The organism is Streptomyces sp. NPDC052020, assembly GCF_040680575.1.
GTDB lineage: Bacteria > Actinomycetota > Actinomycetes > Streptomycetales > Streptomycetaceae > Streptomyces.
The window spans coordinates 267,890-294,041 of record NZ_JBFAWY010000004.1 but is presented as its reverse complement, the minus strand read 5'-3'; the positions used below and the strand labels follow the sequence as shown (position 1 = coordinate 294,041).

General features: G+C 73.1%; 21 protein-coding genes. 10 read left to right on the top strand and 11 right to left on the bottom strand.

The features are described from left to right. Positions 1–9: 9 nt before the first annotated feature. Positions 10–1,293 (bottom strand): M14 family metallocarboxypeptidase, encoded by a 1,284-nt coding sequence (locus tag AB0L74_RS05965; protein ID WP_365645997.1) that lies wholly within the window; start codon positions 1,291–1,293, stop codon positions 10–12. Next, positions 1,290–3,248: a Xaa-Pro dipeptidyl-peptidase gene (locus AB0L74_RS05960; RefSeq protein WP_365645995.1), complete on the bottom strand. Its 1,959-nt coding sequence runs from the start codon at positions 3,246–3,248 to the stop codon at positions 1,290–1,292. The genes AB0L74_RS05965 and AB0L74_RS05960 overlap by 4 nt, the downstream gene beginning before the upstream one ends. A gap of 281 nt (positions 3,249–3,529) precedes the next feature. On the opposite strand from AB0L74_RS05960, the gene AB0L74_RS05955 reads away from it, so the two are divergent. Next, positions 3,530–5,059 carry a M1 family metallopeptidase gene (locus AB0L74_RS05955; protein WP_365645993.1) on the top strand — a complete coding sequence of 510 codons (1,530 nt, stop codon included), beginning with the start codon at positions 3,530–3,532 and terminating at the stop codon, positions 5,057–5,059. A 233-nt stretch (positions 5,060–5,292) separates the two neighbouring features. Here the strand turns inward: AB0L74_RS05955 and AB0L74_RS05950 are convergent, their stop codons facing one another. Beyond that, positions 5,293–6,759: an amino acid permease gene (locus AB0L74_RS05950; protein ID WP_365645991.1), complete on the bottom strand. Its 1,467-nt coding sequence runs from the start codon at positions 6,757–6,759 to the stop codon at positions 5,293–5,295. Positions 6,760–7,026: 267 nt separating this feature from the next. On the opposite strand from AB0L74_RS05950, the gene AB0L74_RS05945 reads away from it, so the two are divergent. Beyond that, on the top strand, positions 7,027–7,746 hold the full coding sequence (locus tag AB0L74_RS05945) for a MerR family transcriptional regulator (protein ID WP_365645989.1): 720 nt from the start codon (positions 7,027–7,029) through the stop codon (positions 7,744–7,746). Positions 7,747–7,767: 21 nt separating this feature from the next. Here AB0L74_RS05945 and AB0L74_RS05940 read toward each other — a convergent pair whose 3' ends face one another. The 3 genes from AB0L74_RS05940 to AB0L74_RS05930 form a co-directional block, all read right to left on the bottom strand. Further along, positions 7,768–9,966, bottom strand: a complete 2,199-nt coding sequence (locus AB0L74_RS05940) for a 3-hydroxyacyl-CoA dehydrogenase NAD-binding domain-containing protein (RefSeq protein WP_365645987.1) — start codon at positions 9,964–9,966, stop codon at positions 7,768–7,770. 41 nt (positions 9,967–10,007) lie between these two features. After that, positions 10,008–11,222: an acetyl-CoA C-acetyltransferase gene (locus tag AB0L74_RS05935; protein WP_365645985.1), complete on the bottom strand. Its 1,215-nt coding sequence runs from the start codon at positions 11,220–11,222 to the stop codon at positions 10,008–10,010. A 67-nt stretch (positions 11,223–11,289) separates the two neighbouring features. After that, the gene (locus tag AB0L74_RS05930) at positions 11,290–12,420 is read right to left on the bottom strand and encodes a CaiB/BaiF CoA-transferase family protein (protein WP_365645983.1); all 1,131 of its coding nucleotides are present in this window, start codon (positions 12,418–12,420) and stop codon (positions 11,290–11,292) included. 278 nt (positions 12,421–12,698) lie between these two features. Between AB0L74_RS05930 and AB0L74_RS05925 the strand changes: the two genes are divergently transcribed. Then, positions 12,699–13,889 carry a saccharopine dehydrogenase NADP-binding domain-containing protein gene (locus tag AB0L74_RS05925; protein ID WP_365645981.1) on the top strand — a complete coding sequence of 397 codons (1,191 nt, stop codon included), beginning with the start codon at positions 12,699–12,701 and terminating at the stop codon, positions 13,887–13,889. A gap of 83 nt (positions 13,890–13,972) precedes the next feature. Here the strand turns inward: AB0L74_RS05925 and AB0L74_RS05920 are convergent, their stop codons facing one another. Beyond that, positions 13,973–14,119: a hypothetical protein gene (locus tag AB0L74_RS05920; protein WP_365645979.1), complete on the bottom strand. Its 147-nt coding sequence runs from the start codon at positions 14,117–14,119 to the stop codon at positions 13,973–13,975. Between the two features lie 239 nt (positions 14,120–14,358). Here AB0L74_RS05920 and AB0L74_RS05915 point away from each other — a divergent pair, with 239 nt between their 5' ends. Continuing rightward, complete coding sequence (locus tag AB0L74_RS05915; protein ID WP_365645977.1) at positions 14,359–14,553, top strand: hypothetical protein; 195 nt, start codon at positions 14,359–14,361, stop codon at positions 14,551–14,553. Positions 14,554–14,584: 31 nt separating this feature from the next. On the opposite strand, the gene AB0L74_RS05910 is transcribed toward AB0L74_RS05915, so the two are convergent. Together AB0L74_RS05910 and AB0L74_RS05905 are read right to left on the bottom strand one after the other, a co-directional pair. After that, positions 14,585–15,280 carry an endonuclease V gene (locus AB0L74_RS05910; RefSeq protein ID WP_365645975.1) on the bottom strand — a complete coding sequence of 232 codons (696 nt, stop codon included), beginning with the start codon at positions 15,278–15,280 and terminating at the stop codon, positions 14,585–14,587. Between the two features lie 298 nt (positions 15,281–15,578). Beyond that, entirely contained in the window at positions 15,579–15,899 is a 321-nt protein-coding gene (locus AB0L74_RS05905) for a plasmid stabilization protein (protein WP_365645973.1), read from the bottom strand. A gap of 247 nt (positions 15,900–16,146) precedes the next feature. Here AB0L74_RS05905 and AB0L74_RS05900 point away from each other — a divergent pair, with 247 nt between their 5' ends. From AB0L74_RS05900 to AB0L74_RS05885, 4 genes are all read left to right on the top strand, one after another. Then, positions 16,147–16,563, top strand: coding sequence for an SsgA family sporulation/cell division regulator (locus tag AB0L74_RS05900; protein ID WP_365645971.1), 417 nt, complete (start codon positions 16,147–16,149; stop codon positions 16,561–16,563). 333 nt (positions 16,564–16,896) lie between these two features. Further along, the gene (locus AB0L74_RS05895; protein ID WP_365645969.1) at positions 16,897–18,522 is read left to right on the top strand and encodes an ABC-F family ATP-binding cassette domain-containing protein; all 1,626 of its coding nucleotides are present in this window, start codon (positions 16,897–16,899) and stop codon (positions 18,520–18,522) included. 219 nt (positions 18,523–18,741) lie between these two features. Next, entirely contained in the window at positions 18,742–19,518 is a 777-nt protein-coding gene (ddaH, locus tag AB0L74_RS05890) for a dimethylargininase (protein ID WP_365645967.1), read from the top strand. A gap of 248 nt (positions 19,519–19,766) precedes the next feature. Beyond that, positions 19,767–20,741 carry an acyl-ACP desaturase gene (locus tag AB0L74_RS05885; protein ID WP_365645965.1) on the top strand — a complete coding sequence of 325 codons (975 nt, stop codon included), beginning with the start codon at positions 19,767–19,769 and terminating at the stop codon, positions 20,739–20,741. 253 nt (positions 20,742–20,994) lie between these two features. Here the strand turns inward: AB0L74_RS05885 and AB0L74_RS05880 are convergent, their stop codons facing one another. Then, positions 20,995–21,243, bottom strand: a complete 249-nt coding sequence (locus AB0L74_RS05880) for a WhiB family transcriptional regulator (protein WP_365645963.1) — start codon at positions 21,241–21,243, stop codon at positions 20,995–20,997. 215 nt (positions 21,244–21,458) lie between these two features. Here AB0L74_RS05880 and AB0L74_RS05875 point away from each other — a divergent pair, with 215 nt between their 5' ends. Continuing rightward, positions 21,459–22,244 (top strand): VOC family protein, encoded by a 786-nt coding sequence (locus AB0L74_RS05875; RefSeq protein WP_365646066.1) that lies wholly within the window; start codon positions 21,459–21,461, stop codon positions 22,242–22,244. 110 nt (positions 22,245–22,354) lie between these two features. On the opposite strand, the gene AB0L74_RS05870 is transcribed toward AB0L74_RS05875, so the two are convergent. After that, entirely contained in the window at positions 22,355–23,368 is a 1,014-nt protein-coding gene (locus tag AB0L74_RS05870) for a multicopper oxidase domain-containing protein (RefSeq protein WP_365645961.1), read from the bottom strand. A gap of 341 nt (positions 23,369–23,709) precedes the next feature. Between AB0L74_RS05870 and AB0L74_RS05865 the strand changes: the two genes are divergently transcribed. Continuing rightward, on the top strand, positions 23,710–26,139 hold the full coding sequence (locus AB0L74_RS05865; protein ID WP_365646064.1) for a ThuA domain-containing protein: 2,430 nt from the start codon (positions 23,710–23,712) through the stop codon (positions 26,137–26,139). Positions 26,140–26,152 lie beyond the last annotated feature (13 nt).

The window sequence follows — 26,152 nt, the reverse complement described above, 5'->3', positions numbered from 1 at the left end:
CTCGACGCCTCAGCAGCGGGTGACGGGCTCGCCCGCCGTCAGGTGGTAGGCGGCGCGCTCGTCGAGCAGCAGCGGCACGAGAGCGCGGGCGGACTGCCGCAGGGGTATCAGGGCGCCGTCGCCGGCGCGGCGCGCGTGGACGCCGTGCAGGGCGAGTTCGTCGCCGAACTCCGCGTACTGGGCGGCGTCGAGCCGGTAGGCGCAGGGCGGGTCCGGGAGCACCTCGGAAGGCTCGGGCGGGTCGTTGTCGGCGCCGCCGAGGTAGACCGGGCCGGTGTCGCGCAGGCCCGCGGTGCGGGCGGCGCCGGTGGCCGCCCCGATGCGTCCGCGCCGCTCGTCGGCGTAGGCGAACAGGCCCTTGAGCGCCGCCAGTTGGGAGCGCACCCGGCGGCGGTTGTTGAGCGCCTCGTCGGTCCGCTCCTCGTCGGTGAGCGCGTCGACGCGGCTCTCGATGAGCAGGCCGACGGCGTGTTTGACGCCGGACATGTTCCGCAGGATGCGTTCCTGGCCGTCACCGGCGGTCTGCCGGACGGGGTCGCCGGTGACCGGGTCGGTCCAGATGCCGTAGGTGCCGGTCGAGTAGCCGGCCGCCCCCGCGGCGGGGCGCACGTACGCCCCGGACAGGACGCGGGCCTCGTCGTGGACGGCGTCCCGGGTGTTGAGGCTGCGCGGCCACAGGTCGAACAGGTCCTTGTCGTAGTACGGGGGCGTGGCGCCGTACTCGTGCAGGTCGTAGATGACGTCGGGGCGCCGGTCGCGGACGACGGCGGCCAGGGCGCGGGCCTCGGCGGTCTTCAGGGCGAGGTGGTCGCGGTTGATGTCGACGCCGTCGCCGTTGCCTCGGGTGTCGGCGGCCCGGCCGTCGGGGTTGGCGGTGGGGACGACGAGCACGGTGGTGCGGTCCAGGAAGCGCCGGGTGCGCCGGTCGGTCGCGTACGCCAGGTCGCGGACGGTGGACAGGCATGCCTCGCGGCCCGCGGGCTCGTCGCCGTGCTGGCTGCACACCAGCAGCACGGTGTGCGGGGCGGAGGCGCGGCCGAGGGTGACGAGCTGGATCGGCCGGCCCTGCCTGGTGGTGCCGACGCGGTCCACGGAGACCCGGTGGCTCGCCCGGTCGGCGGCGGCCAGGAGCCGCTGCTCCTCGGGCTGCGTGGTCCAGCGGGCGCCGTCCGACCGCTCGAAGCCGGTGCGGGGCGGGGCGGGCGCGGCGGCGCCGGCGGCCTGGGTCGGCGCCGTGACGAGGGACGCGGCGAGGGCCGCGGTGGTGAGGATCAGGACGTGGAAGCGGTTCACCGGCCTGCCCCCGGGACGCGGTGGGCGGCGGACGGCGCGGTGACGCCGTCGAGGGTGGCGGCCCCCGGCGCGGTGGCCGGGGAGCCGGCGGTGGCGCGGGCGAAGGCGGCGGGTCCGCCGGCGAACGGGACGCGGGCCGAGGTGCGGGCGAGGTCGAGGGTGAGGGTCGGCGTGTCGGCCGGGGGGTCGATGAGGTCCTTGTCCGTGCCCGCCACGATGAGCGCCAGCCGGTGCCCGGCCGGGACGACGTGATCGGTGGCGGCCAGGTCGAGGGTGATGGTGTACGGCTTGCCCGGGGTGAGCGGGACGCCCTTGCCGTCGTCGGCGTGGTTGCCGAGGTCGGCCCAGCCGCGGCTGACGATCGTGTAGTCGACGTCGGCCGTCCGGGCCGCCGTCTTCCGGAAGCAGGAGCTGTCGCCCGGTGTGCTCGCGCCCCAGCAGGTGCGGTCGGTGAGCGTGGTGATGCCCTCGCCGGCGTCGGCGTAGTCGCGGATGGTGGCGGGGCCCAGGTCGACGAGGACGGCGGACAGGTGGGCCGTCGGCGTGCTGGGCGTCGCGGTCACGGTGACCGTGGAGGAGCCGGACAGGCGCAGGTCGCGGGTGAGCGGGCCGGTGGTGAACCCGGCCTTGTCCGGTGTCGGTGTGTGGATCCGGGCCGCCCAGTCGGTCTCGCTCAGCTCCCGGTCGTCGGTGAAGGTCTCGGTGCCGCGGCCCGCGCGCAGGCCGAGGGTGCCGACGCCGGGCGCCGTGCCCCGGCCGGGGCGCAGGGTCGTGTCCCGGGTGCCGCGCGGCGGCCAGACGGCGGAGGTGACCCACTGGCCCGGGCGGCGTTCGATGTCGGCCATGGGTTCGCGGTCGATGCCGTTGTCGTAGCCGAGGAGTTCGTGGTCGAACCAGCGGTGCAGGGTGTCGACCCACTCGGCGCGGCGGAAGTCGAAGGGGTCGACGTGGCCGGTCTGGGAGAGCCAGATCTTGCGCTCGACGCCGTTCTTCGCGAGCGCGTCCCACCACGGACCGACGTGCCGCATACGGACGTTGAGGTCCTGCGTGCCGTGGATCAGGAAGACGCTCGCCTTGACCTTGCGCGCGGCGCGCACGTAGTCGCGCTCGGTCCACAGCGGGGTCCAGTCGCCGGTGCGCGGCGCCTGCTCGACGAGCTTGCGCTGCACCGCGCCGCAGGCGGCGCGGGCGTCGGGGCTGTTGACGTGGTTCGACAGCCGGTCGGGGCCGGTACCGTACAGCGGGGCGCCCTGGCTGAAGTAGTAGTCGTACCAGGAGGAGATGGCGGCGATCGGGACGATCGTCTCCAGGCCCTCGACGCCGGTGGCGGCGACCCCGTTGGCTATGGTGCCGTCCCAGCTCTTGCCGATCATGCCGGTCCGGCCGTTGGTCCAGCCGGCCCGGGCCCGCTCGGCGCCGGTGCGGGTGGTGTACGCCGCGGCGCGGCCGTTGAGCCAGTCGACGACGGCCTTGGCGGACTGGATGTCGGAGCGGCCGCCGACGTCGACACAGCCGTCGGAGCGGTTGGTTCCGGCCAGGTCCACGCCGACGAAGGCGTAGCCGCGGGGCACGAAGTAGTTGTCGTAGAACAGCGGCATCTGCACGACGTCGCCGTCGGCGTCGTATGTCTTCTTCTGGCCGTCGTTGCCGCGCCCGCAGCAGGAGTAGTACGGGCTGGCGTCCATGATGACGGGGACCTTCCGGCCCCGCTGGGCGGGTTCGGCGGGGCGGACGATGTCGACGGCGACCCGGTCGGTCCTTCCGTCGCCGTCCCCGTCGAGCCCGGTGTCCACCCATACGGCCTCGCGGATGGCGTCGCCGTACGAGTACACGGGTTCGCTCGCGCGCGGGGCGGCGGCCTGTGCCGCGGCGGGCGTGACGAGCGTGGCCAGGAGGGCGGCTGTGGCCGCCGTCGCGAGCGGTCTCCAGATCGTGCAGCGCGTGCGTGTCGGCATGCGCGGACGGTACATCGGTCAACTCCCGTACAGAAGAGGGCATCCGGACGCCGGACGGTGCTCGGGCCCGCTCGCCGGTCCGGTGGTGTGCGACGGGGACCGTGGAGCGGGGGTGACGGGAGGGGTGGCGGGGCCGGTGGCGCCGGGCGGGCGGAGCGCGCGCCGTGGTTCATGGCGGCCGAATGGCGATCGTGTGACAGGGGTGGTCATGGACATACCGGAGCCACCGGGGACTCACTAGGCTCCGAACAGACGTCCTAACTCTACGACTTGGAGTTTTCGTGCACCGCAGAATCATCGTGCCGGGAGCGCTCGCCATGGCCGCCCTGCTGCCGGCGATCCCGGCGTCGGCCGCGAGCTTCTCCCCCGGCGCGCCGGGCATCGGCGACCCCTACTACCCGGCCTACGGCAACGGCGGATACGACGTCTCCCACTACGACCTGCGGCTGAAGTACCAGCCGGCCACGGACCGGCTGGAGGGGACGGCGACGATCCTGGCCAGGACCACCCAGGACCTGTCGCGGTTCAACCTGGACTTCCTGCTGGACGTGAGCGAGGTGCGGGTGAACGGCGCCAGGGCGGCGTTCGCGACCGCCGGCGAGCACGAACTGGAGATCACCCCGAAGAGCCCGCTGCGCAAGGGCGCGCCCGTCACCGTGGTGGTGCGCTACAGCGGCGTGCCGTCCGAGCAGCGTGCCTACGGCTTCACCAGCTGGCACCGCACCCCGGACGGCGGCGTCGCGGCCAACGAGCCGGAGGCGGCCTGGTGGTGGTTCCCCGGCAACGACCATCCCCTCGACAAGGCCACCTTCGACGTCTCCGTGCAGGTGCCGGACGGCAGCCAGGCCATCTCCAACGGCACGCTCCAGTCCTCCACCTCCCGGGCGGGCTGGACGCGGTGGAACTGGCGGTCCGACAAGCCGCAGGCCACCTATCTCGCCACGCTGGCCGTCGGCCGGTTCGACCTCACCACCTCCACCACCGACAGCGGCATCCCGGTCGTCAACGCCTACAGCGAGGACCTCGGCCCGCACGCCGGCGCCGCACGGGCCAGCGTCGAGCGGACCGGGGAGATCGCCGACTGGCTGACCGGCTACTTCGGGCCGTACCCGTACAACGCGCTGGGCGGGTACGTACCGAACACCGACACCGGATACGCGCTGGAGACGCAGACCCGGCCGTTCTACAGCCCCCGGCAGTTCGCGAACGGCTCCAACACCTCCGTGGTGGTGCACGAGCTGGCCCACCAGTGGTACGGCGATCTGGTGTCCGTGACCGGCTGGAAGGACATCTGGATCAACGAGGGCTTCGCCCGGTACGCGCAGTGGCTGTGGTCCGAGCACGAGGGCGAGGGCACGGCGCAGGAGCTCGCCGATTACGTCTACGCCTCCCACCCGGCGGACGACCCGTTCTGGACGGTCAAGCCCGGGGACCCGGGGCCGGAGAACCAGTTCGACATCGCCGTCTACGACCGGGGCGCCCTGGCCCTGCAAGCGCTGCGCGACGAAATCGGGGACGAGGCGTTCTTCGCGATCCTCAAGGGCTGGCCCCGGACGTACGCCCACGGCAACGCGACCGTCGCCGACTTCCGCCGGTACGCCGAGGAGGTCTCCGGCCGGCCGCTGGCGGCGCTCTTCGACACCTGGCTGTACCAGCCGTCGAAGCCGGCCGCGCCCGCGGCACGGGCGGCGTCCATAGCGCCCGCCGCGGGCACGCCGGTGCCGCCGAAGTCCTGGAAGAAGATCGCGGCGACCAACGGCGTGCACGAGCACGGCCATGGGCAGGAGCGTGGGCAGGCGCACGAGCGCTGAGCGGGCGGCGGGGCGGCCCGCTCAGGCCCCCTTCGGCCCCCTTCGGCCGCCGTCCCCACCGGCCGTCGCCCTCGCCGGGGGCGCGGAGCCGGGTCCTCGGACGGCCGGGCGTCAGGCGCGAGGCATCGCCGGGCCCGCCCGGCCTACGCGAAGGCGGCGTCACCCCGGACACCGTGGTGTCCGGGGTGACGCCGCCGCGGGGGCCGCCACCGCCGGCGCCGGCCGGGGCGGCGCTACTTCATCAGCTCGGTGCGCTCCCCGGCGGCGTTCTGGCCGACGCGGCGGCGGACACCGAACCAGCCGGCGATCAGCATGACCGCGATCACCGGGATGAGCAGGAGGGTCTTGCGGCCGACCTCCGGGTCGTTCCACATCATGCCGAGGCAGGCCAGCAGGAACGCGATCGTGGCGATCTCCGTGACCGGGCTGCCCCACAGGCGGAAGTGGGGCCGGGTGACCAGACCGGCCTTGGCGCGGCGGACGAAGATCGCGTGGCAGATCATGATGATCACCCAGGTGCTGATGATGCCCAGGGAGGCGACGTTCAGCACGATCTCGAACGCCTGGCTCGGCACCAGATAGTTCAGGCCGACACCGAGCACACAGATCCCGCAGGTCAGCAGGATGCCGCCGTAGGGGACCTGGCTGCGGCTCATCACGCTGGTGAACTTGGGCGCGGAGCCCGCCATCGCCATGGAGCGCAGGATGCGGCCGGTGGAGTACAGGCCGGAGTTCAGCGAGGACATGGCCGCCGTCAGGACGACGAGGTTCATCACGTCGCCGGCGGCGGGGACGCCGATCTTGGACAGGACGGTGACGAAGGGGCTCTCGCCGGCCGAGTAGACCGAGCCGGGCAGCAGCAGCGCCAGCAGGACGACGGAGCCGACGTAGAACAGGCCGACCCGCCACATGATCGAGTTCACCGCGCGCGGGACGACCTTCTCCGGCTCGGCGGTCTCGCCGGCGGCGACGCCGACCAGCTCCAGCGCGGCGTACGCGAAGATCACGCCCTGCATGACCAGGACCACGGGCATCAGGCCGTGCGGGAAGACACCGCCGTGGTCCGTGATCATGTGCAGGCCGGGCTTCTCTCCGCCGACCTCGTGCTGGGTGGCCAGCAGGAAGACGCCGATCAGCATGAAGCCGACCAGGGTGGCCACCTTGACGATCGCGAACCAGAACTCCATCTCGCCGAAGATCTTCACCGAGATCAGGTTCACGGCGAGGACCACGGCGAGCGCGATCAGGGCGAGCACCCACTGCGGGATGCTCGTGAACATGCTCCAGTAATGCGTGTACAGCGCGATCGCGGTGATGTCGGCGATACCGGTCGTCGACCAGTTCAGGAAGTACATCCAGCCGGCGACGTACGCGCCCTTCTCGCCGAGGAACTCGCGCGCGTACGACACGAAGGACCCGGACGAGGGCCGGTACAGGACCAGCTCGCCGAGCGCGCGTACGACGAAGAACGCGAAGACGCCGCAGACGAGGTAGGCCAGCGCCAGGGCCGGGCCGGCGTTGTGCAGACGGCCACCGGCGCCCAGGAAGAGGCCGGTGCCGATGGCGCCGCCGATGGCGATCATGTTGACGTGGCGGGCCTTGAGGTCCTTGCTGTAGCCGGCGTCGCCCGCGTCCGCGGGCGTCTGGGCTGCCTGGGGGTGGTCGGCAGCCTGTGCCGTGTCCACGGCGTCCTTGCTCACGGGTGGTACCACTCTCTGGTGCGCCCGGGCGGGGTACGCCCGGGACGTCCGTACGTGTCCTGGCCCGCACCACCCATCAACGGGGCACAGACCAAGGCAGCACTTTCCCATACGATCGCGGTCACATGCGGTGGCGCATGTCACAGAGCGTGACTTCTCACATGATCCACGGCCGGTCTCCACCGCGGCCACCGCGCCTTCACCGCGCGGTCACGCGGGGCCGCACCGAGGTTTCACAGCACTGGTGAGACAGTGATACTGCTGCACATGACGACCGACACCGAGCAGCCGACCCTCACGATCGACGAGCTGGCCGCGCGGGCCGGTGTCACCGTGCGCACGGTCCGCTTCTACGGCACCAAGGGCCTGCTGCCGCCCCCGGCGCTCGGTCCGCGCCGGGTGGGGCGGTACGGCAGGGAGCACCTGGCCCGGCTGGCGCTGATAGAGGAGCTCCAGCACCAGGGCATGACGCTCGCCGCGATCGAACGGCGGCTGCGGCGGCTGCCGCCCGGCCTGTCCGCCGAGGATCTCGCCATCCACCGCGCGGTCGTCGCCTCCTGGGCGCCGGACGCCGTGGAGACGGTCACCCCGAAGGAGCTCGGGCGGCGGGCGGGCCGGCCGCTGACCGGCGAGGAGGTGGAGCGGCTGGCGGCGATGGGCGTCGTCGAGCGGGACGGGGACGCCTACCGCGTCGACACCGGGCTGCTCCGGCTCGGTGTCGAGCTGCTCGACGTACCCCTGTCCCACCGCACGATCCTCGCCGCCCGCACGGCTCTGCTGGAGCACTCCCGCGCCGCCGCGCAGGATCTGTCGCGGCTGCTGCGGGAGGCGGTCGGCGAACGCGGGACCCGGGACGTGAAGTCCCTGTCCGCCCACATGCAGCCGCTGGTCGTGCAGGCCCTGCTGACCACCTTCCAGCGCTCGCTGCGCGAGGAGCTGCGGGAGTGGCTCGGCGGGGACGCCGGGAGCGACGGGCCGCGGGGCTGATCGGCCGCGGGGCCGGGGGCCTCAGCGGCCGTCCGTGAAGATCTCCCCCTTCTCCGCCTTCTCCACCAGCAGGGCGGGCGGCGCGAACCGGTCGCCGTAGCGCTCGGCGAGCTCCCGCGCGCGGGCCGCGAAGCCCGGCAGGCCCCTTGCCGTCCCGGCGCCGCCGTCGTAGCCGTTGATGTACTGGAGCACGCCTCCGGTCCAGCCGGGGAAGCCGATGCCGAGGATCGAGCCGATGTTGGCGTCGGCGACGGAGGTCAGCACGCCCTCCTCCAGCAGCCGGACGGTGTCCAGCGCCTCGGCGAACAGCATGCGCTCCTGCATGTCCCGGAACGGGATCCGGTGGCCGGGCCTGGTGAAGTGCTCCCGCAGGCCCGGCCAGAGCCCGACGCGCTTGCCGTCCTCGCCGTAGTCGTAGAAGCCGGCGCCGCCGCTGCGGCCGGTGCGGCCGAACTCGTCGACCATGCGGTCGATGACGGCCTCGGCGGGATGCGGGGTCCAGGTGCCGCCCGCCTCCTCCACGGCGCGCTTCGTCTCGCCCCGGATCTTGCGGGGCAGGGTGAGGGTGAGTTCGTCCATCAGGGACAGCACCTTGGCCGGGTAGCCCGCCTGGGCGGCGGCCTGCTCCACCGACGCGGGCTCGATGCCCTCGCCGACCATCGCCACGCCCTCGTTGATGAAGTGGCCGATGACACGGGAGGTGAAGAAGCCGCGCGAGTCGTTGACGACGATCGGCGTCTTGTTGATCTGCCGGACGAGATCGAAGGCGCGGGCGAGCGCCTCCTCCCCGGTGCGCCGCCCCTTGATGATCTCGACGAGCGGCATCTTGTCGACGGGCGAGAAGAAGTGCAGCCCGATGAAGTCGGCCTGCCGCTCCACGCCCTCGGCGAGGGTGGTGATGGGCAGGGTGGAGGTGTTGGAGCACAGCAGCGCGTCGGGCGCGACGACGTTCTGCACCTCCTGGAACACCTTGTGCTTGAGGGCGGTGTCCTCGAAGACGGCCTCGATGACCGCGTCGCAGCCCGCGAGGTCCCGCGCCTCGGCGGTGGGCGTGATGCGGGCGAGCAGGGCGTCGGCCTTCTCCCGGGTGGTGCGGCCCGTGGCCACGGCCTTGTCGCAGAGCTTCTCCGAGTAGCCCTTGCCCCTGGCGGCGGCCTCCGGGGAGACGTCCTTCAGGACCACGTCGATGCCCGCGCGGGCGCACGCGTAGGCGATGCCGGCGCCCATCATCCCGGCGCCGAGGACGGCGGCCTTGCGGACCTGGCGGGGCCGGACGCCCCGGGGGCGGTTGGCGCCGGAGTTGACGGCCTGGAGGTCGAAGAAGAACGCCTGGATCATGTTCTTCGACGTCTGCCCGGCCGCCAGCTCGACGAAGTAGCGGGCCTCGATGACCTGCGCGGTCTCGAAGTCGACCTGCGCGCCCTCGACGGCGGCGGCGAGGATGTTGCGCGGCGCCGGGTAGGGGGCGCCGCCGGTCTGCTTGCGCAGGTTGGCCGGGAAGGCGGGCAGGTTCGCCGCGAACTTGGGGTGGGCGGGGGTGCCGCCGGGGATGCGGTAGCCGGGCCGGTCCCAGGGCTGCCGGGACTCGGGGTGGGCGTCGATGAAGGCGCGGGCCCGGGCGATCAGCTCCTCGCGGGTGCCGGCCACCTCGTCGACGAGGCCGTTGTCCAGCGCGCGGCGCGGGCTGTACTGGGTGCCCTGGAGGAGGACCTTCAGCAGCGCGTCGGTGATGCCGAGGAGGCGGACGGTGCGGACGACGCCGCCGCCTCCCGGGAGCAGGCCGAGGGTGACCTCGGGGCAGCCGATCTTGGAGCCGGGCGCGTCCAGGGCGATGCGGTGGTGGCAGGCCAGGGCGATCTCGTAGCCGCCGCCGAGCGCGGCGCCGTTGAGGGCGGCGACGACCGGTTTGCCGAGGGTCTCGATGCGGCGGAGGTTTCGCTTGATCGCCATGCCGCCGTCGAACAGCTCCTGCGCGGTCTCGGGGGTGACCCGGATCAGGTCGCGCAGGTCGCCGCCGGCGAAGAAGGTCTTCTTGGCGGAGGTGACGATCACGCCGCGGATGGTGTCCTGCTCGGCCTCCAGGCGGTCGGTGATCGCGGCGAGCGATTCCCGGAACGCCCGGTTCATGGTGTTGGCGGACTGGTTCGGGTCGTCGAGGACGAGGGTGACGACGCCGGTGTCGTCCTGTTCCCAGCGGATGGTGGTGCTCTCGGTCGTCATGACGGGGGTCTCCAGTGAGGTCTCGTGATTCCGCGGGGAGTTCAGACGCGCTCGACGATCGTGGCGATGCCCATGCCGCCGCCCACGCACAGCGTCGCCAGGCCGTAGCGCTTGTCCTGGCGCTCCAGTTCGTCGACGAGCGTGCCGAGGATCATCGCGCCGGTGGCGCCGAGAGGGTGGCCGAGCGCGATGGCGCCGCCGTTGACGTTGACCTTGTCCAGGGACAGCCCCATGTCCTTGACGAAGCGCAGGACGACCGCGGCGAACGCCTCGTTGATCTCGACGAGGTCGATGTCGTCGATGGTCAGCCCGGCCTTGGCGAGCGCCTTGCGGGTGGCGGGGGCGGGGCCGGTGAGCATGATGGTGGGCTCGGAGCCTGACACGGCGGCGGAGACGATCCGCGCGCGGGGGGTGAGCCCGTACCGGTCGCCGGTCTCCTTGGAGCCGATGGCGACCAGGGACGCGCCGTCGACGATGCCGGAGGAGTTGCCCGCGTGGTGGACGTGGTCGATCCTCTCGATCCAGTGGTACTTCTGCAGGGCGACGGCGTCGAAGCCGCCCAGTTCGCCGATGTCGGCGAAGGACGGCTTGAGTCCCGCGAGGGAGTCGGCGGTGGTGCCGGGGCGCATGTGCTCGTCGCGGTCGAGGACGACCAGGCCGTTGCGGTCCCTGACCGGCACCACGGACCGCGCGAAGCGGCCCTCCTTCCAGGCCGTGGCCGCCCGCTCCTGGGACAGGGCGGCGTACTCGTCGACGTCCCGCCTGGAGAAGCCCTCCAGGGTGGCGATCAGGTCGGCGCCGATGCCCTGGGGCACGAAGTTGGTGGCGAGGTTGGTCATCGGGTCGTTGAACCAGGCGCCGCCGTCGGAGGCCATCGGCACCCGCGACATCGACTCGACACCGCCCGCGAGGACCATGTCCTCCCAGCCCGAGCGCACCTTGGCGGCGGCCAGGTTGACGGCCTCCAGACCGGAGGCACAGAAGCGGTTCTCCTGCACCCCGGCCACGGTGTCCGGGAGCCCGGCGGCGATGGCGGCGATGCGGGCGATGTCGGAGCCCTGGTCGCCGACCGGGCCGACCACGCCGAGCACGATGTCGTCGATGGCGGCCGGGTCCAGGCCCGGGAAGCGGGCGCGGAGCTCGTGGATGAGTCCGACGACCAGGTCGACGGGCTTGGTGCCGTGCAGGGCACCGCCGGCCTTGCCGCGTCCGCGCGGGGTGCGGATCGCGTCGTACACATACGCTTCGGTGGTCACTGGCTGGCCTTTCACTGGGGGTTTTCGGGCGGGTCCGGCGCGGGGTCGGGCGCGGCGGGGGCCGCGGTCACGGGGTCAGGAGCCGGGGGACGTCCCAGTCGCGGGCGACGGATTCGGTGTCGGCGCCCGGCAGGGCGGGGCCGGTGCGGACGGCGGTGGCGGTCGCGGAGAAGCGGGGCGCGGGGGCGGGCTGGGTGAGGCCGCCGTGCTCGGTGAAGGTGGAGCGGGCGGCGAGGTGCGGATGGTGCGGGGCCTCGCGCAGTGACAGGACGGGCGCCACGCAGGCGTCGGAGCCTTCGAAGACGGCCGTCCACTCGTCCCTGGTGCGGGTCCTGAAGCGGGCGGCGATCGCCTCGCGCAGCTCCTCCCAGCGGGCCGGGTCGTCGCGGGCCGGGGCCTGGTCCGCAATGCCGAGGAGGTCCAGGAACTCGTCGTAGAACCGCCGCTCCAGCGCGCCGACCGCCATGTACCGGCCGTCGGCCGTCTCGTAGGCGCCGTAGAACGGGCAGCCGCCGTCGAGGAGGTTGGCGCCGCGGCGGTCCTGCCAGCCGCCGGCGGCGAGCATGCCGTGGATCATCGCGGCGAGGTGGCTGGCGCCGTCGACGATGGCGGCGTCCACGACCTGGCCGGTGCCGCTCGCACGCGCGTGGTGCAGGGCGGCGAGCAGGCCGACGACGAGGTAGAGCGAGCCGCCCGCGTAGTCGCCGAGGAGGTTGGCCGGTACGGCGGGGGGCCGGTCCGGCGCGCCGATCATGCCGAGCGTGCCGGTGAGGGCGAGATAGGAGATGTCGTGCCCCGCGCGGGGGGCGAGCGGCCCCTGCTGGCCCCAGCCGGTCATACGGCCGTAGACCAGGCGGGGGTTGCGGGCGTGGCAGGGTCCGGGGCCGACGCCCAGGCGCTCGGCCACACCGGGGCGGTAGCCCTCGATCAGGAGGTCGGCGCGGGCGGCGAGGTCGAGGACGCGGCCGGGGCCGTCCGGGGACTTGAGGTCGATCACCACCGAGCGCTTGTTGCGGTTGGTGACGTCGCGGGCGGGGTCGATCCCCAGTCCGGGGCCGCCCGGGCGGTCGACGCGCACCACGTCGGCGCCGAGGTCGGCGAGGAGCATGGCGGCGAAGGGGCCGGGCCCGATGCCGGCCAGCTCGACCACCCGCACGCCGGTGAGCGGGCCGCCGCCCGGCTCGTCCGCCTTCGTCATCGAGCCCCCAGCTCCGTGACACAACCGATGTAACACCAGTGATGCTAGGAACGCGCTCCACCCGGCACAAGGGCCTGGGCAAGCAAGCGCTTAGCCTCTTCCGTCCGGCGGTGGCGCCCCGGGCGGTCCGCCGCGCGTCCGGCTCCGCCCCGCGGCCACGGCCGCCCGCTCCGCCTCCGGGCTCGTCATCGCACCTTGCGCATCCCTCACGCTAGCCTCGGCCACCGACAACGGCGCGTGGGTGCGGACCGGCGGCGACAGAGAGGCCAGTGGGTGTCATGAGCAGGCTGGACAGGACGGACCGTCCGTACGACATCGTGCTCTTCGGGGCGACCGGATTCGTCGGCGAGCTCACCGCGGAGTACCTCGCCGCCCACGCGCCCGAGGGACTGCGCTGGGCGATCGCGGGACGCCATGAGGACAGGCTGCGGCGGCTGCGGGACGGGCTGTCCGCCCGGCGGCCGGGCGGCGTGCGGGCGGGCGTGCTGCGGGCGGACGTCACCGACCCCGCCTCGCTGCGGGAACTCGCCCGCCACGCGCGCGTGCTGGCCACGGCGGTGGGACCGTACGCGGCGTACGGGGAGCAGGTCGTCGCCGCCTGCGCCGACAGCGGCACGGACTATCTCGATCTCACGGGCGAGCCCGAGTTCGTGGACCTGATGTACGTCCGCCATGACGCACGCGCGCGGGAGACCGGTGCGCGGCTGGTGCACGCCTGCGGCTTCGACTCGGTCCCGCACGACCTGGGCGTGTACCTCACGGTGCGGCAGCTGCCCGAGAGCGTGCCGCTGACCGTGGACGGGTTCGTCACCGCGCACGCCGCCTTCTCGGGCGGGACGTTCGCCTCCGCGCTGGGGCAGTTCGCGCGCGGGCGCCAGGTGGTGGCCGCCGCGCGGGACCGCCGGCGGCACGAGCCGCGGCTGGTGGGGCGCCGCGTGGTGGCGGCGGCGGGGGCGCCGCGGTTCGCCCCGGAGGTCGGCGCGTGGGCGCTGCCGCTGCCGACCGTCGACCCGCGGATCGTGCGGTGCTCCGCGCGGGCGCTGCCCCGCTACGGCCCCGACTTCCGCTACCGCCACTACGCGGCCGTACGGCACCTGCCCGTCGCGGTGGGCGCGGTGGCGGCGGTCGGCGCGCTGGTGGCGGCGGCGCAAGTGCCGCCGGCCCGGCGCTGGCTGTCGGGCCGGATCAGGCCCGGCGACGGGCCCGGGCCGCAGCGGCGGGCACGGAGCCGGTTCTCGGTCCGCTTCGTCGGCGAGGGCGGCGGGCGGCGCGTGCTCACGGAGGTCGCGGGCGGCGACCCCGGCTACGACGAGACGGCGAAGATGTTCGCCGAGGCGGCGCTGTCCCTGGCCCTCGACGACCTGCCGCCGACGGCGGGCCAGGTCACCCCGGCCGTCGCGATGGGCGACGCGCTGATCGGACGGCTGCGGGCGGCGGGGATCCGCTTCCGGTCGGCGACGGCCGCCTGAGCCGCCGCCCCGCGGGCGCCCGGGGTGTCCGCCCGGCCCCGGACCGGGCGGGCGCCACAGCACCGCGCCGGCGGGCCGCCGCTCTACAGCCACCACCCCGCGACGGTGTAGATCATTCCCCCGACCCAGGCGAGGCCCGCCGTCACGCCGAGGACCAGCCCGGCCGTCACGGCACGCTCGGTGGGCCGGCCGGGGCGGGCCGCGGTCTTCGGGGTGCGGTGCGTCGTCATACCGCCGAGCCTGCCGGTCCGGGCGGCGGCGCCGCATCCGTACAGGTACTCAGAGGAGGTAATCGGCCGCCCTTCGGCGGACGTGCCCGGCCGCCCGGCCCGCCGGCGTACGCGACCGGTCCGCCCCAGCGGCCGCCCGCCCTCCCCCGGATTTGGGACTTCGGGGAGCCGCTCCGCCCGCCACCAGCCCGCACCCGCGCCGAACTGCCAAGAAGGAGTTCAATGAAACACTCGAAGGTATGAAATTCGTTCTCGAGGTGACCATGGACGACGGCGCGTTGGCCGAGGACCCGGCGGGCGAGCTCGGCCGGATCCTGCGGTACTGGGGCGGCAATCTGCGCCACTGCGCCCTGGGGCCCGGCGACGGCTCGGCCGTGTACGACTCGGCCTACCGGGAGGTCGGCGGCTGGCGGATCGAAGGACCCGCCGGGTGACCCCGGGCCCGCCCGGACGCGCCCGCGCGGGTCAGGCGGGCCCGGACGCCGCGCGCAGCGCCGCGCGGCACAGGGCGTCCGCCCGGCGCGTCGTCTCCGGCAGACGGTAGGCGGGGGCCAGGGCGAGGGTGTGCGCGCAGGCGTTGCCGAGGCCGACGCGGTGGCCGACGGAGACGAAGACCGGCTTGACTCCGTCCCGGGTGCGCAGCGCGCGGCCCACCTCGTCGGTTCCCGCCAGCAGCGGGGAGGTACTGCCGCGCGGCGCGGCCGGCTCGTCGTAGGCGAAGGTGAACGGGTTCTTGGCCACGCCGATCGTGGGCAGCCCCGTGAGCACGCCGAGATGGCTGGCGAGGCCGAAGCGGCGCGGATGGGCGAGGCCGTAGCCGTCGCAGACGATGAGTCCGGGCGGGCAGGGCAGGGCGTCCAGGGCGGCGAGGACGGCCGGCAGCTCCCGGAAGGCGAGCAGGCCGGGGACGTAGGGGAAGGAGACCGGGCCGACGGCGGTGGCCTCGGCGACGACGGCCAGGGTCGCGGCGTCCAGGACGACGGCCGCGGCGGCGACGAGGTCCCGCTCGTCGTCGTAGGCCACGTCGACCCCGGTCACCCGGCCGGTCCCCGGTGGCGGGCCGGGCTCGTCGAGCACCACCCGCCCGCGCAGCCGGTCCTGGACGGCGCGGGCCTGCTCCGTGGTCGCGGGCCAGTCCTCCGGAATGGGTACGGTCGTCATGGTGGGGCCGAGCGTACGGGCCCCCCGGGGCCCGCGGACCGCCGGGGGCCGGTTCGCGGTCACCGTCGAGCCGGTCCGCCCCACCCGCGAAGCGGTACCGCCGGGGGACGCCACCCGGCGTCCGGGCGGAAGGCCCCGCGACGGCGGGGTGATCACCGCGGGGGCGGCGGACCGGGCGCGGACCGGGGAGACCGACACGGGCGGTCCGTTCGCCACCGGCGGTGTGCGCCGGCACCGCGTCGCCGCGTTTCACCGCCACGACGACGGCGCCGGGAGGCACCCCGCGGAGCCGTACGGCTCACTTGCCGCCCAGGGCGCGTTGCAGCTCGCTCTTGTTCATGTGCGAACGGCCCTGGATGTCACGGCGCTTGGCCTCCTGGTACAGCTGGTCGTATGTGGCCTCCCCGGAGCCCTGGCCCGGCCGCCGGCCGCCGCCGGACGAGGTGCTCTTGGCCGAGCCGCCTCCGGAGCCCTTCGTCTCGCCGGACCGGGCGCGTTCCTTGTTCACCGTGCGGGCGGCCATCTCCTTGGCCCGTCCGGTGCTCGCGCCGCGCTCCCGCGCGCTGTCCTTGATGTGCTCGTACTGCCGCTCCCGCTTGGAGCCCGAACCACGTGGCATGTCCGTTCACTTCCTCTCACGCTCAGCGAACGGGTACCCCCGTCGCGGACACAACACGGCACATCAGTCGGGCTGCCGCCGGGCGTGCGGCACCCCCCGGAGGGCGGCGCGGTTCCCGTGCATGGCGGCGGTGACAGAGGTCACTCGTGCGGGGTGTGCACGGATCGGCTCGTTCCGTCGTCTTTTCCCGTGCCCGGCCTCACCGCCCCGCCCGAAAGCCCGTCCAGCCGACACGAGGGAGCAGGCGTTGTCCACCGTCATCGAGCAGCCCGTAGAGGCCCGCCTCGTCGCCGCCGCGCCGCGGATGCCGAACATCCCCGCCACGCTGCACTACGACCGGCGCGATCCGTTCGCCGTCCACATGACCTTCCCGGCCCCGGCCACCCTGGAGGGCGTGGACGTCTGCTGGACCTTCTCCCGCGAGCTCCTCACCGCGGGGATGGAGCAGCCCGAGGGGCACGGCGACGTACGGGTGCGGCCCTACGGGTACGACCGCACCGTCCTGGAGTTCCACGCCCCCGAGGGCACCGCCGTGGTGCACGTCCGCTCCGGGGAGCTGCGCCGCTTCCTCGCCGCCACCAACGAGCTGGTCCCCGTGGGCCTTGAGTACCTTCAGCTGGACCTGGACCGCGACCTGGAGGAGCTGATGCGGGGCAGCCACTGACCCGCGGGCCCGGGCGGCCGGTGCGGCGGCCGCCGGAGAATTCACGTTGACAGCCCTCTCCGGCCGTTCGTACCGTGGTGAACGGTCCTGTTGCCGTCGATTGGAGAAGGACGTTGCTCGTCTGAGGTCCTGAGACACCGCGTCACACCGATGAGGTGTGTGCGCCGCGTGCGACCTCGGCGTTCGAGCCGTCCCCGACGAGCAGGGCTTTTCTCATGCCCGGGGCTGCCCGGAGCTTCGCCTCTCCCCCGCGGTTCTCCCGCGGCGGTCGCCGCCTTGCGGTGTCTCGATACGCGTTCGCCCTGACCGCATCGCGCACCCGCGGAGGCCCGCATGTCTACGTCCATCAGCTGTACGTCCCTCTCGTTCGCCTGGCCCGACGGCACCCCCGTCTTCGACGGGCTCGACGTCGCCTTCGGTCCCGGCCGGACCGGACTCGTCGGCGTCAACGGGTCGGGAAAGTCCACCCTGCTGAAACTGATCGCCGAAGAACTCACCCCGTCCGACGGCACCGTCCGGGTGGCCGGCGAGATCGGCCGGCTCCCCCAGAACGTCACCCTGGACACCGCCCTGCGGGTCGACGAGGTGCTCGGCATCGCCGCGCGGCGGGCGGCGCTGCACGCCATCGAGGCGGGGGAGGTGTCCGAGGAGCACTTCGAGACCGTCGGTGACGACTGGGACGTGGAGGAGCGCGCCCTGGCCACCCTCGGCGAGCTGGGCCTCGGCCACGTCACGCTGGACCGCACCATCGGCGAGGTGTCCGGCGGCGAGTCCGTGCTGCTCCGGCTGGCGGCGCTGCTGCTCGCCCGCCCGGACGTGCTACTGCTCGACGAGCCGACCAACAACCTCGACCTGTACGCGCGGCGGCGGCTGTACGCGGCCGTCGCGTCCTGGCCGGGCGTGCTGGTCGTCGTCAGCCACGACCGGGAACTGCTGGAGCTCGTCGACCAGATCGCCGACCTGCGCTCCGGGGAGGTCACCTGGTACGGCGGCAACTACTCGGCCTACGAACGGGCCCTCGCCGTCGAGCAGGAGGCCGCCGAGCGGATGGTGCGGGTCGCCGAGGCCGACCTGCGCAAGCAGAAGCGCGAACTGACCGACGCCCAGGTCAAGCTGGCCCGCCGCAAGCGGTACGGCCAGAAGATGTGGGACCAGAAGCGCGAGCCGAAGATCGTCATGGGGGCGCGCAAGCGCGCGGCGCAGGAGTCCGCGGGCAAGCACCGGATCATGCACGAGGAGAAGCTGGCCGAGGCCCGGGAACGGCTCGACGAGGCGGCGGAGGCCGTACGGGACGACGACGAGATCCGCGTCGACCTGCCGTACACCTCCGTACCGCCGGGACGGTCCGTGCTCACCCTGCGCGATCTGGAGCTGGCCTACGGCGCCCGGGTGAAGGGCGGATTCGATCTGCACGGCCCGGAGCGGATCGCGCTGATCGGGCGCAACGGCGCGGGCAAGACCACGCTGCTGCGCACGATCGCCGGGGAGCTGCGGCCGGTGGCGGGCGAGGCGACGGCCCATGTGCCGCTGCGGTTCCTGCCGCAGCGTCTGGACGTGCTCGACGACACGCTCAGCGTCGCGGAGAACGTGGCCCGGTTCGCTCCGGGCGCCACCCACAACCGGGTCCGGGCGCGCCTGGCGCGCTTCCTGTTCCGGGGTGCCCGCGCCGACCAGAAGGCGGCGACGCTGTCCGGCGGCGAACGCTTCCGCGCCGCGCTGGCCGCGCTGATGCTGGCCGAGCCCGCGCCGCAGCTGCTGATGCTGGACGAGCCGACCAACAACCTGGACATGGCGAGCGTCCGCCAGCTCACCACGGCCCTGGAGTCGTACGAGGGGGCGCTGATCGTGGCCAGCCACGACCTGCCGTTCCTGGAGTCGGCCGGCATCACCCGCTGGCTGCTGCTGGAGGAGGTAGAACTGAGGGAAATCACGCCGGAAGCCGTCGGGTATCCCGCTTAGGGCCTGTCGTCACACTCCCGTGTGGATCATGCCGGGCTCGCGGGTCCGTCCTGATCCGGACGGAAGGCCCTGGCCCCGAAAGCGCCGCGCGGGGAGCCGGTTCGGGGGCCGCCGTACGGCCGCGGGCCGCGGATTTCGCCGCCGGGGACCCGCCCTGCATCATGACGGACCGGCGCCGCATCATGGTGCCGCAGAGACATCGCCGATACGGAGACCCCAGTGCCCAGCAAGAAGGCCCTCGTCCGCCGCCCCAGCCCGCGCCTCGCCGAGGGGCTGGTGACCCATGTCGCGCGGGAGAAGGTGGACGTCGATCTCGCCGTCGAGCAGTGGGAGGCGTACGTCGGGGCCCTGCACGCCCACGGCTGGGAGACGATCGAGGTGGACCCCGCCGACGACTGCCCCGACTCGGTGTTCGTCGAGGACACCGTGGTCATGTACAAGAACGTCGCGCTGATCACCCGGCCCGGCGCGGAGTCCCGGCGGGCGGAGACGATCGGCGTGGAGGAGGCCGTGGCCCGGCTGGGCTGCTCGGTCAACTGGATCTGGGAGCCGGGCACCCTGGACGGCGGCGACGTGCTGAAGGTCGGCGACACCATCTACGTCGGCCGCGGCGGGCGGACCAACGCGGCCGGTGTGCAGCAGGTGCGGGCGGCGTTCGAACCGCTGGGCGCGCGGGTGGTCGCCGTGCCGGTGAGCAAGGTGCTGCACCTGAAGTCGGCGGTCACGGCGCTGCCCGACGGGACGGTCGTCGGGCACATCCCGAAGATGGACACGCCGTCGCTGTTCGGCCGTTTCCTGCCGGTGCCGGAGGAGTCCGGGGCGCACGTCGTGCTGCTCGGCGGGAGCAAGCTGCTGATGGCGGCGAGCGCGCCGCGGACGGCGGAGCTCCTCTCCGGCCTCGGCCATGAGCCGGTCGTGGTCGACATCAGCGAGTTCGAGAAGCTCGAGGGCTGTGTGACCTGCCTCTCGGTGCGCCTGCGGGAGCTGTACTCCTGACGGTGGCACACCGGCCGGCCGGCCCCGGGACCCCAGCGGTTCCCGGGGCTTTTCCGTGCGCCGGGAACCACGGGAACACCGGGCCGCCGACACGCCGTCACCGCCCCCGGCCCGGCTGAACAGGCTCCTTTACGGCGCGTTTAACCTACGGACTCGTAACCTACGGATACGTAGCCTACGATTCCGTAGGTTCCGGCACCGCTCGCCGGTCGCACTTCCGCATTGCCGTACGTCCCCCTGGAGTACCCATGACGATCACTTCCCCCCAGCTCGGCAGCCCCTCCGTATGGACCGACGCCCGGCTGTTGTACGCCTTGGAGGAAGTGGTCGAGAAGGAACTGAACCGGCACCTGAAGGTCGCCAAGGACTGGATGCCCCACGAGTACGTGCCGTGGAGCGACGGCCGCAACTTCCCCGGCTTCTTCGAGGACGGCGAGTCCTGGGACAAGGAGCAGTCCAAGGTCACCGAGGTGGGCCGGATCGCCCTGGTGGTCAACCTTCTGACGGAGGACAACCTCCCCAGCTACCACCACGAGATCGCCTCGCTGTTCGGCCGGGACGGAGCCTGGGGCACCTGGGTGCACCGCTGGACGGCCGAGGAGGGCCGGCACGGCATCGTGATGCGGGACTACCTGCTCACCTCGCGCGCCGTCGACCCGGACAAGCTGGAGCAGTTCCGCATGGCCCACATGAGCGAGGGCTTCGAGTCGGACAACCGGCACTCGATGCTGCACTCGGTGGCCTACGTCGCCTTCCAGGAGCTCGCCACCCGCATCTCGCACCGCAACACCGGCCACCAGTCCGGCGACCCGGTCTGCGACCGCATGCTGGCCCGTATCGCGACCGACGAGAACCTGCACATGGTCTTCTACCGGAACCTGCTCAAGGCGGCCTTCGAGCTGGCGCCCGACCTGACGATGCAGGCCGTGCGCGACGTGGTCGTCAACTTCCGGATGCCCGGGCACGGCATCCCCGGCTTCGAGCGGGCCGCGGCCCAGATGGCGATCGGCGAGGTGTACAACCTGCGCATCCACCACGACGACGTGCTCCAGCCCGTGCTGCGCCACCTGAAGGTCATGGAGATCGACGGCCTCGGCTCCGACGGGCTGCGGGCCCAGGAGGAACTGGGCCTGTTCTTGGGCGGGCTCGACGCGCAGGCCGCCAAGTTCGACGAGAAGCTGGCGGCGCGCAAGGCGCGGCTGGCCGCCCGCGCGGGCGGCTGACGGCCCGCGGCCGGGACACGGCCGCCGCCCCCTGCGGGGCCGCGTCCCGTACGCCGCGACCGGGTGGCGGCGCGGCGCGCGGCCTGACGTCCGTACGGCCCGCGGCGCACCGGCTCGTCGGACACCGGAGGCGCCGCGGCCGGCCGCCGGGCGCGCTCGGCGCGCTCGCGTGTGCGCCCGGTGTCCGGTGGAGCGGCCGGCCCCCGCCCGTTCACCGGTGCGGGGGGCCGCTCGCGCGGGCCGGGCGGCCCGGTCAGTGGGCGGTGCGCCGCAGTTCCAGCCGTTCCTTCTCCGACAGACCGCCCCACACGCCGAAGCGCTCGTCGTTGCTGAGCGCGTACTCCAGGCAGGCCGAGCGGATCGGGCACAGACCGCAGATGCGCTTCGCCTCGCGTACGGAGCTGCCGGGCTCGGGGAAGAAGAACTGTCCGCCGGTCTGCGCGCACAACGCCTCCTGCTGCCAGTCGGTCTCGGGCGGCGACGTGATCGTTTCCAGGTGCATGGACAGGATCGTGCCCGGCGGCGAAAAACGTCCGATCAACGCGGGATCAACGGGCGGACCGGGGCCTGCGGCCGTCTCGATGGTCCCCGGTGAGGCGCCGGTGCGCACGGCGGCGCGCGGGGGCGGGGCGGCCGGTCCGCTCCGGCGGCGGGTGCCGGTGAGCGGTGCGAGACTCGGCAGAGCAGGCAAACGGGACCCTTCCGAGGAGGGCGATGATGCTCACCACCCGTTTCGTCGACGGCGCCCCGAACTGGATCGACGTCGGCACGTCCGACATCGGCGGCGCCTCCTCGTTCTACGGCGCTCTCTTCGGCTGGCGCTTCCGGTCGGCGGGGCCGGAGGCGGGCGGTTACGGCTTCTTCCAGCTGGACGGCAGGACGGCGGCCGGCGGCATGCGGATTCCCCCGGAGCAGGGCCCGCCGTCGTGGACGGTGTACTTCCGCAGCCCGGACGCGGAGGCCACCCTCCGGGCCTGCGAGCAGGCGCACGGCGGGGTGCGCATGCGGCCGATGGACGTCATGGGCAAGGGCCGCATGGCGATCCTGGCCGACCAGGCGGGCGTGCCGTTCGGCATCTGGCAGCCCGGGTCGCTGGCGGGCCTGGAGGTGGCCGGGGAGACCGGCTCGCTGTGCTGGGTGGAGCTGTACACGCCGGATGTGGCCGCCGCGGCCGCGTACTACCGGGCCGTGCTCGGCCTGGAGACCTCGGCCGTGTCCTTCCCCGGCGGTACGTACACCTGTATGAACCCCGCCGGCCGGGGAGAGGACGCCATGTTCGGCGGTGTCGTGCCGCTGGCCGACGATCCGTCCGAGACGGAGCCGTACTGGCTGCCGTACATCGCGGTGGCCGACGTGGACGCCGCGGTCTCCCGGGCGCAGGAGCTGGGCGGCACGGTGCGCTTGCCGGCCACGGACATCCCGGACGTCGGCCGCGTCGCCCGGCTCGCCGATCCCTGCGGTGCCCGGTTCGCGGTGATCCGGCCCCTGCCCCGGCAGGCGTAGGTCCCCGGGGAGTTACCGGCGACCGGACGGGGGTCCCGACCCGCGACGCGTCCCGCACGGCGGCGACGGCGTGTGGCGCCGGCCGTCGCGGGAGAGCCCGCCCCCGCCCGTCAGTGCGCGTGAGAGGCGTCCGCTCCCGGGCTCGGCGACGGCTGGGAGGCGTGTCCGCGGTCGTGCGGGTCGTACCCGGGAATCGTCCCGTCCGCCTTCTTCACCAGGAACAGCCCCACCATCCCCATGTCCGAGTGGCTCTGCACGTGGCAGTGGTACATCCACGCCCCGGCGCCCACTCCCTCGCCCGCGATCACCTGGAAGCCGAAGGAGTCCGCGGGGCCGGTGATCTTGTTGTCGATGACCTGGCTCGGGTCCTCGGGGCCGGTGAGCAGGCCCGTGCGGTTGTCCGCCCAGCGGTGACCGTGCAGGTGGAAGGTGTGGTAGTACTCGCCGTGCGTGATCACCACGAACTCCACGCGGTCGCCCACGGTGGCCTCGAAGTCCGGTCCCGTGTGCGGGGGTCTGTTGTTGATGAGCATGTCGTTGAAGACGACGGTGTGCGTCCGGTCCGGCAGGAAGTCGCCCTCGCGGCGGACGATCACCGCGCCGTACAGGCCCTTGCGGATGCCGCCGGTGCCGTGCTCGGTGCCGACCACATGGTCGTGGTAGTGCCAGTAGCCCGCGCTGCCCGCCCGCCAGGTGCCGTCCTTGCGGCGGCCGGGTGCGTGGGTGCGCCAGGTGTAGGTGCGGGTGCCGCCCGGCTCCACGTCGCTCTTGTTCGGTTTCGTGCCGTCGCTGGAGATCTCGTAGTCCAGGCCGTGGACGTGCAGGCTCGCCCGCACGTCCATCGTGTTCTCCAGCTCGACGTGCAGCGTGTCGCCCTCGTTGAGTTCGATCAGCGGGCCGGGGATGGTCGCCTTGCCCTTCTCCAGGCCGTAGCCCATCTGCCCGTCGGGCAGCTTCTCGGCGTACAGCTTGAGGTGCCTCACCTCACCCCCGGCCGGGGCCGTCCGCAGCGCGGCGGCGGTGGCGGCGTCGGCGGTGCCGGCGGACTCGGACACCAGCGGCAGCGATGTCGCCGCGGCCGCGCCCCCCAGCAGCATCCGCCGGTTGAAGCTGCGTCTGTCCATGCCGAACTCCCCACGCTGGTAAGGAACGTGCCGGGACGTGGCTGTGATGAGCCGGTGCGACCGTACCGGGCACCGACCCGTTTATCCACACTCAGGACAAAGTTCGTGGCATCCCGGTCATATCTATTGGCGAACCGCGCAAAGAGGTCTAGCTTCCATGGCGCTGTTGCTGCCGTCGCGACCCAGGAGGGGTGGGTGACCGCATGCGCTTCACATCGCATCGCGAATCCATGCGCTTACGAGCATCGAGCGCACGAAGCACCTTGAGCGCCGGGGGCCCCGGAGACACGGGTGGCACCGCGGGCGCCGCCGGCCACAGGAGACGGGTCTGGGCGGCCTCCCTGACCGCGGGGGCCGTGGCCGCCGGGCTCCTGTCGGGACCGGCGGCCAGCGCCCGCCCGGCGCCCGATCCGTCCCTGACAACGATGTCGATCACCTCGCCGCCGGGCGGCGCCAACGTCCGCGTCCTGATCTTCTACGGGTCGGCCGCGCCTGGCGACGAGTCGCCGCTCGTCAACGCCGGTATCGCGGCGATCGAGCAGATCGGCCTGTCCGGCCCGGCGGGGCAGCGCTTCCGGGTGGAGGCCACGGACGACGCCGCGGTGTTCACCGACGACCGCAGGCTCAGCCGGTACAACGCCGTCGTCTTCCTGACCGGCGGCGGCGATGTGCTCGACCCGGAACAGGAGGCGGGCCTGGAGGCGTACATGGAGGCCGGCGGCGGTTTCGTCGGCATCCACGACGCGGCGCGCGCCGAGCCGTACTCCGACTGGTTCACGGGGCTGGTCGGCGCCCGCCCGGCCACCTCCAGCCCGGCGGAAGTCCAGCGGGCCACCGTCGAGGTCGGCGACCGGCTCCACCCGGCCACCAGGGATCTGCCGGTGCAGTGGAAGCGGCCGGACACGTGGCTGAACTGGGTGAAGAACCCCTCCGGCGAGGTGCACACCGTGGCACGGGTGCGCGAGTCGACGTACCGGCCCGGCGCGAGCGCCAACGGCTGGGACCACCCGGTGAGCTGGTGCCGGGACTACGACGGCGGGCGCTCCTTCTACACCGGCATGGGCGGCACCGTGTCGTCGTACGACGAGACGGACTTCCGCGAGCACCTGCGCGGGGCGCTCCTGTGGACCACCCGGCTGGTGCGGGCCGACTGCAAGGCGACCATCAGCGGCAACTACCAGGCGGAGCGGCTGACCCGGCCCAACCAGCCGGGGCAGAATGACCAGATCGGCGAGCCGCACGGCCTGGTCACCGCCCCCGACGGCCGGGTGTTCTACATCGGCCGCGGCGGCGCCGACGCCTCCCAGCCGGTGGTCACCGACTGGAGCGACCCGGACATCGGCAAGGGCAAGGGCCAGATCCACGTCTACGACCCGGGGACGAAGAAGGTCACGCTCGCGGGCGAGCTGACGGTCTTCGGCAACAAGGGCGGCGGCGAGGAACTGGTCAAGGTGGAGGAGGGGCTGCTCGGCATCGAGCTGGATCCGCGGTTCCAGGAGAACGGGTGGGTGTATCTGCACTACACACCGCACTCCCGGATCAACCGCGACACCCACATGGCCGAGCGGCGCGTCTCCCGGTTCACCTTCGACGAGGCCACCGGCACGCTGGACCCGGGCAGCGAGAAGGTGCTGCTGCACTGGCCGGTGCAGATCCACAGCTGCTGCCACGCCGGCGGCGGAATGGCCTGGGACTCCCGGGGCAACCTGTACATCGCCACCGGTGACAACAACTCCAGCGGCTTCAGCGGCGGTTACTCCGGCAACAACCCGCAGCCGAACTTCAAGGGCGTCTCCTTCGCCGACGCCCGCCGCACCGCCGGCAACACCAACAACCTCAACGGCAAGATCCTGCGCATCCACCCGGAGCCGGACGGGACGTACACGATCCCCGAGGGCAACCTCTTCACCGGCGAGGAGACCGACGAGGGCGGCGGCAAGACCCGCGGCGAGATCTATGTGATGGGCGTCCGCAACCCGGCGCGCATCTTCGTCGACAAGTCGACCGACATCCTCTACGCGGGCTGGGTCGGCCCGGACGCGAGCAGCCCGTCGCCTGCCTGGGGGCCGGCCAAGTACGACCAGTTCGCCGTCATCACCGAGGCGGGCAACCGGGGCTGGCCGTACTGCGTGGGCAACAAGCAGCCCTACCGGGACCGCAACCTGCCCGATCCGTCGCAGCCGCTGGGCTGGTACGACTGCGACCGTCCGAGGAACGAGTCGCCCAACAACGACGGGCTGGTCGATCTGCCCCCGGTGACCGGCAACAACATCTGGTACGCGCCCGACGGCGGCGGCCCGGACTTCCCGCGCGACGCCGACGGCGTCCCCTCCTACCGGCAGGCGGAGGCCGCCTACCGGCTGCCGTGGCTCAAGGGCGGCGGCCAGGCGGCGATGAACGGTCCCGTCTACCGGTTCGACGCCGCGAGCGACAGCGCGGCCCGGTGGCCGCGGTACTGGGACGGCAAGTGGTTCGTCGGCGACTTCTACGACGGCGACCAGCCGCGCAACGCGGTACTGATGGACCCGAAGACGCAAGGTGACGGCGGGGTGCCGGTGCACGCGGAGTCGCTGAAGAGGATCGTGCCGGTCGGCAGCGACGGCATCCGGAACCTGATGGACTGGAAGTTCGGCCCGGACGGCGCGCTGTACCTCCTTGACTACGGGCGCGGATTCTTCACCTCCGACTCCAAGTCGGCCCTGTGGCGGGTCACCTACACGGGCGGCGGGCCCACCCCGCCGGCCGACCGGCTGGCGAGGGGGACGCGGTGATACGGCAGCGAAG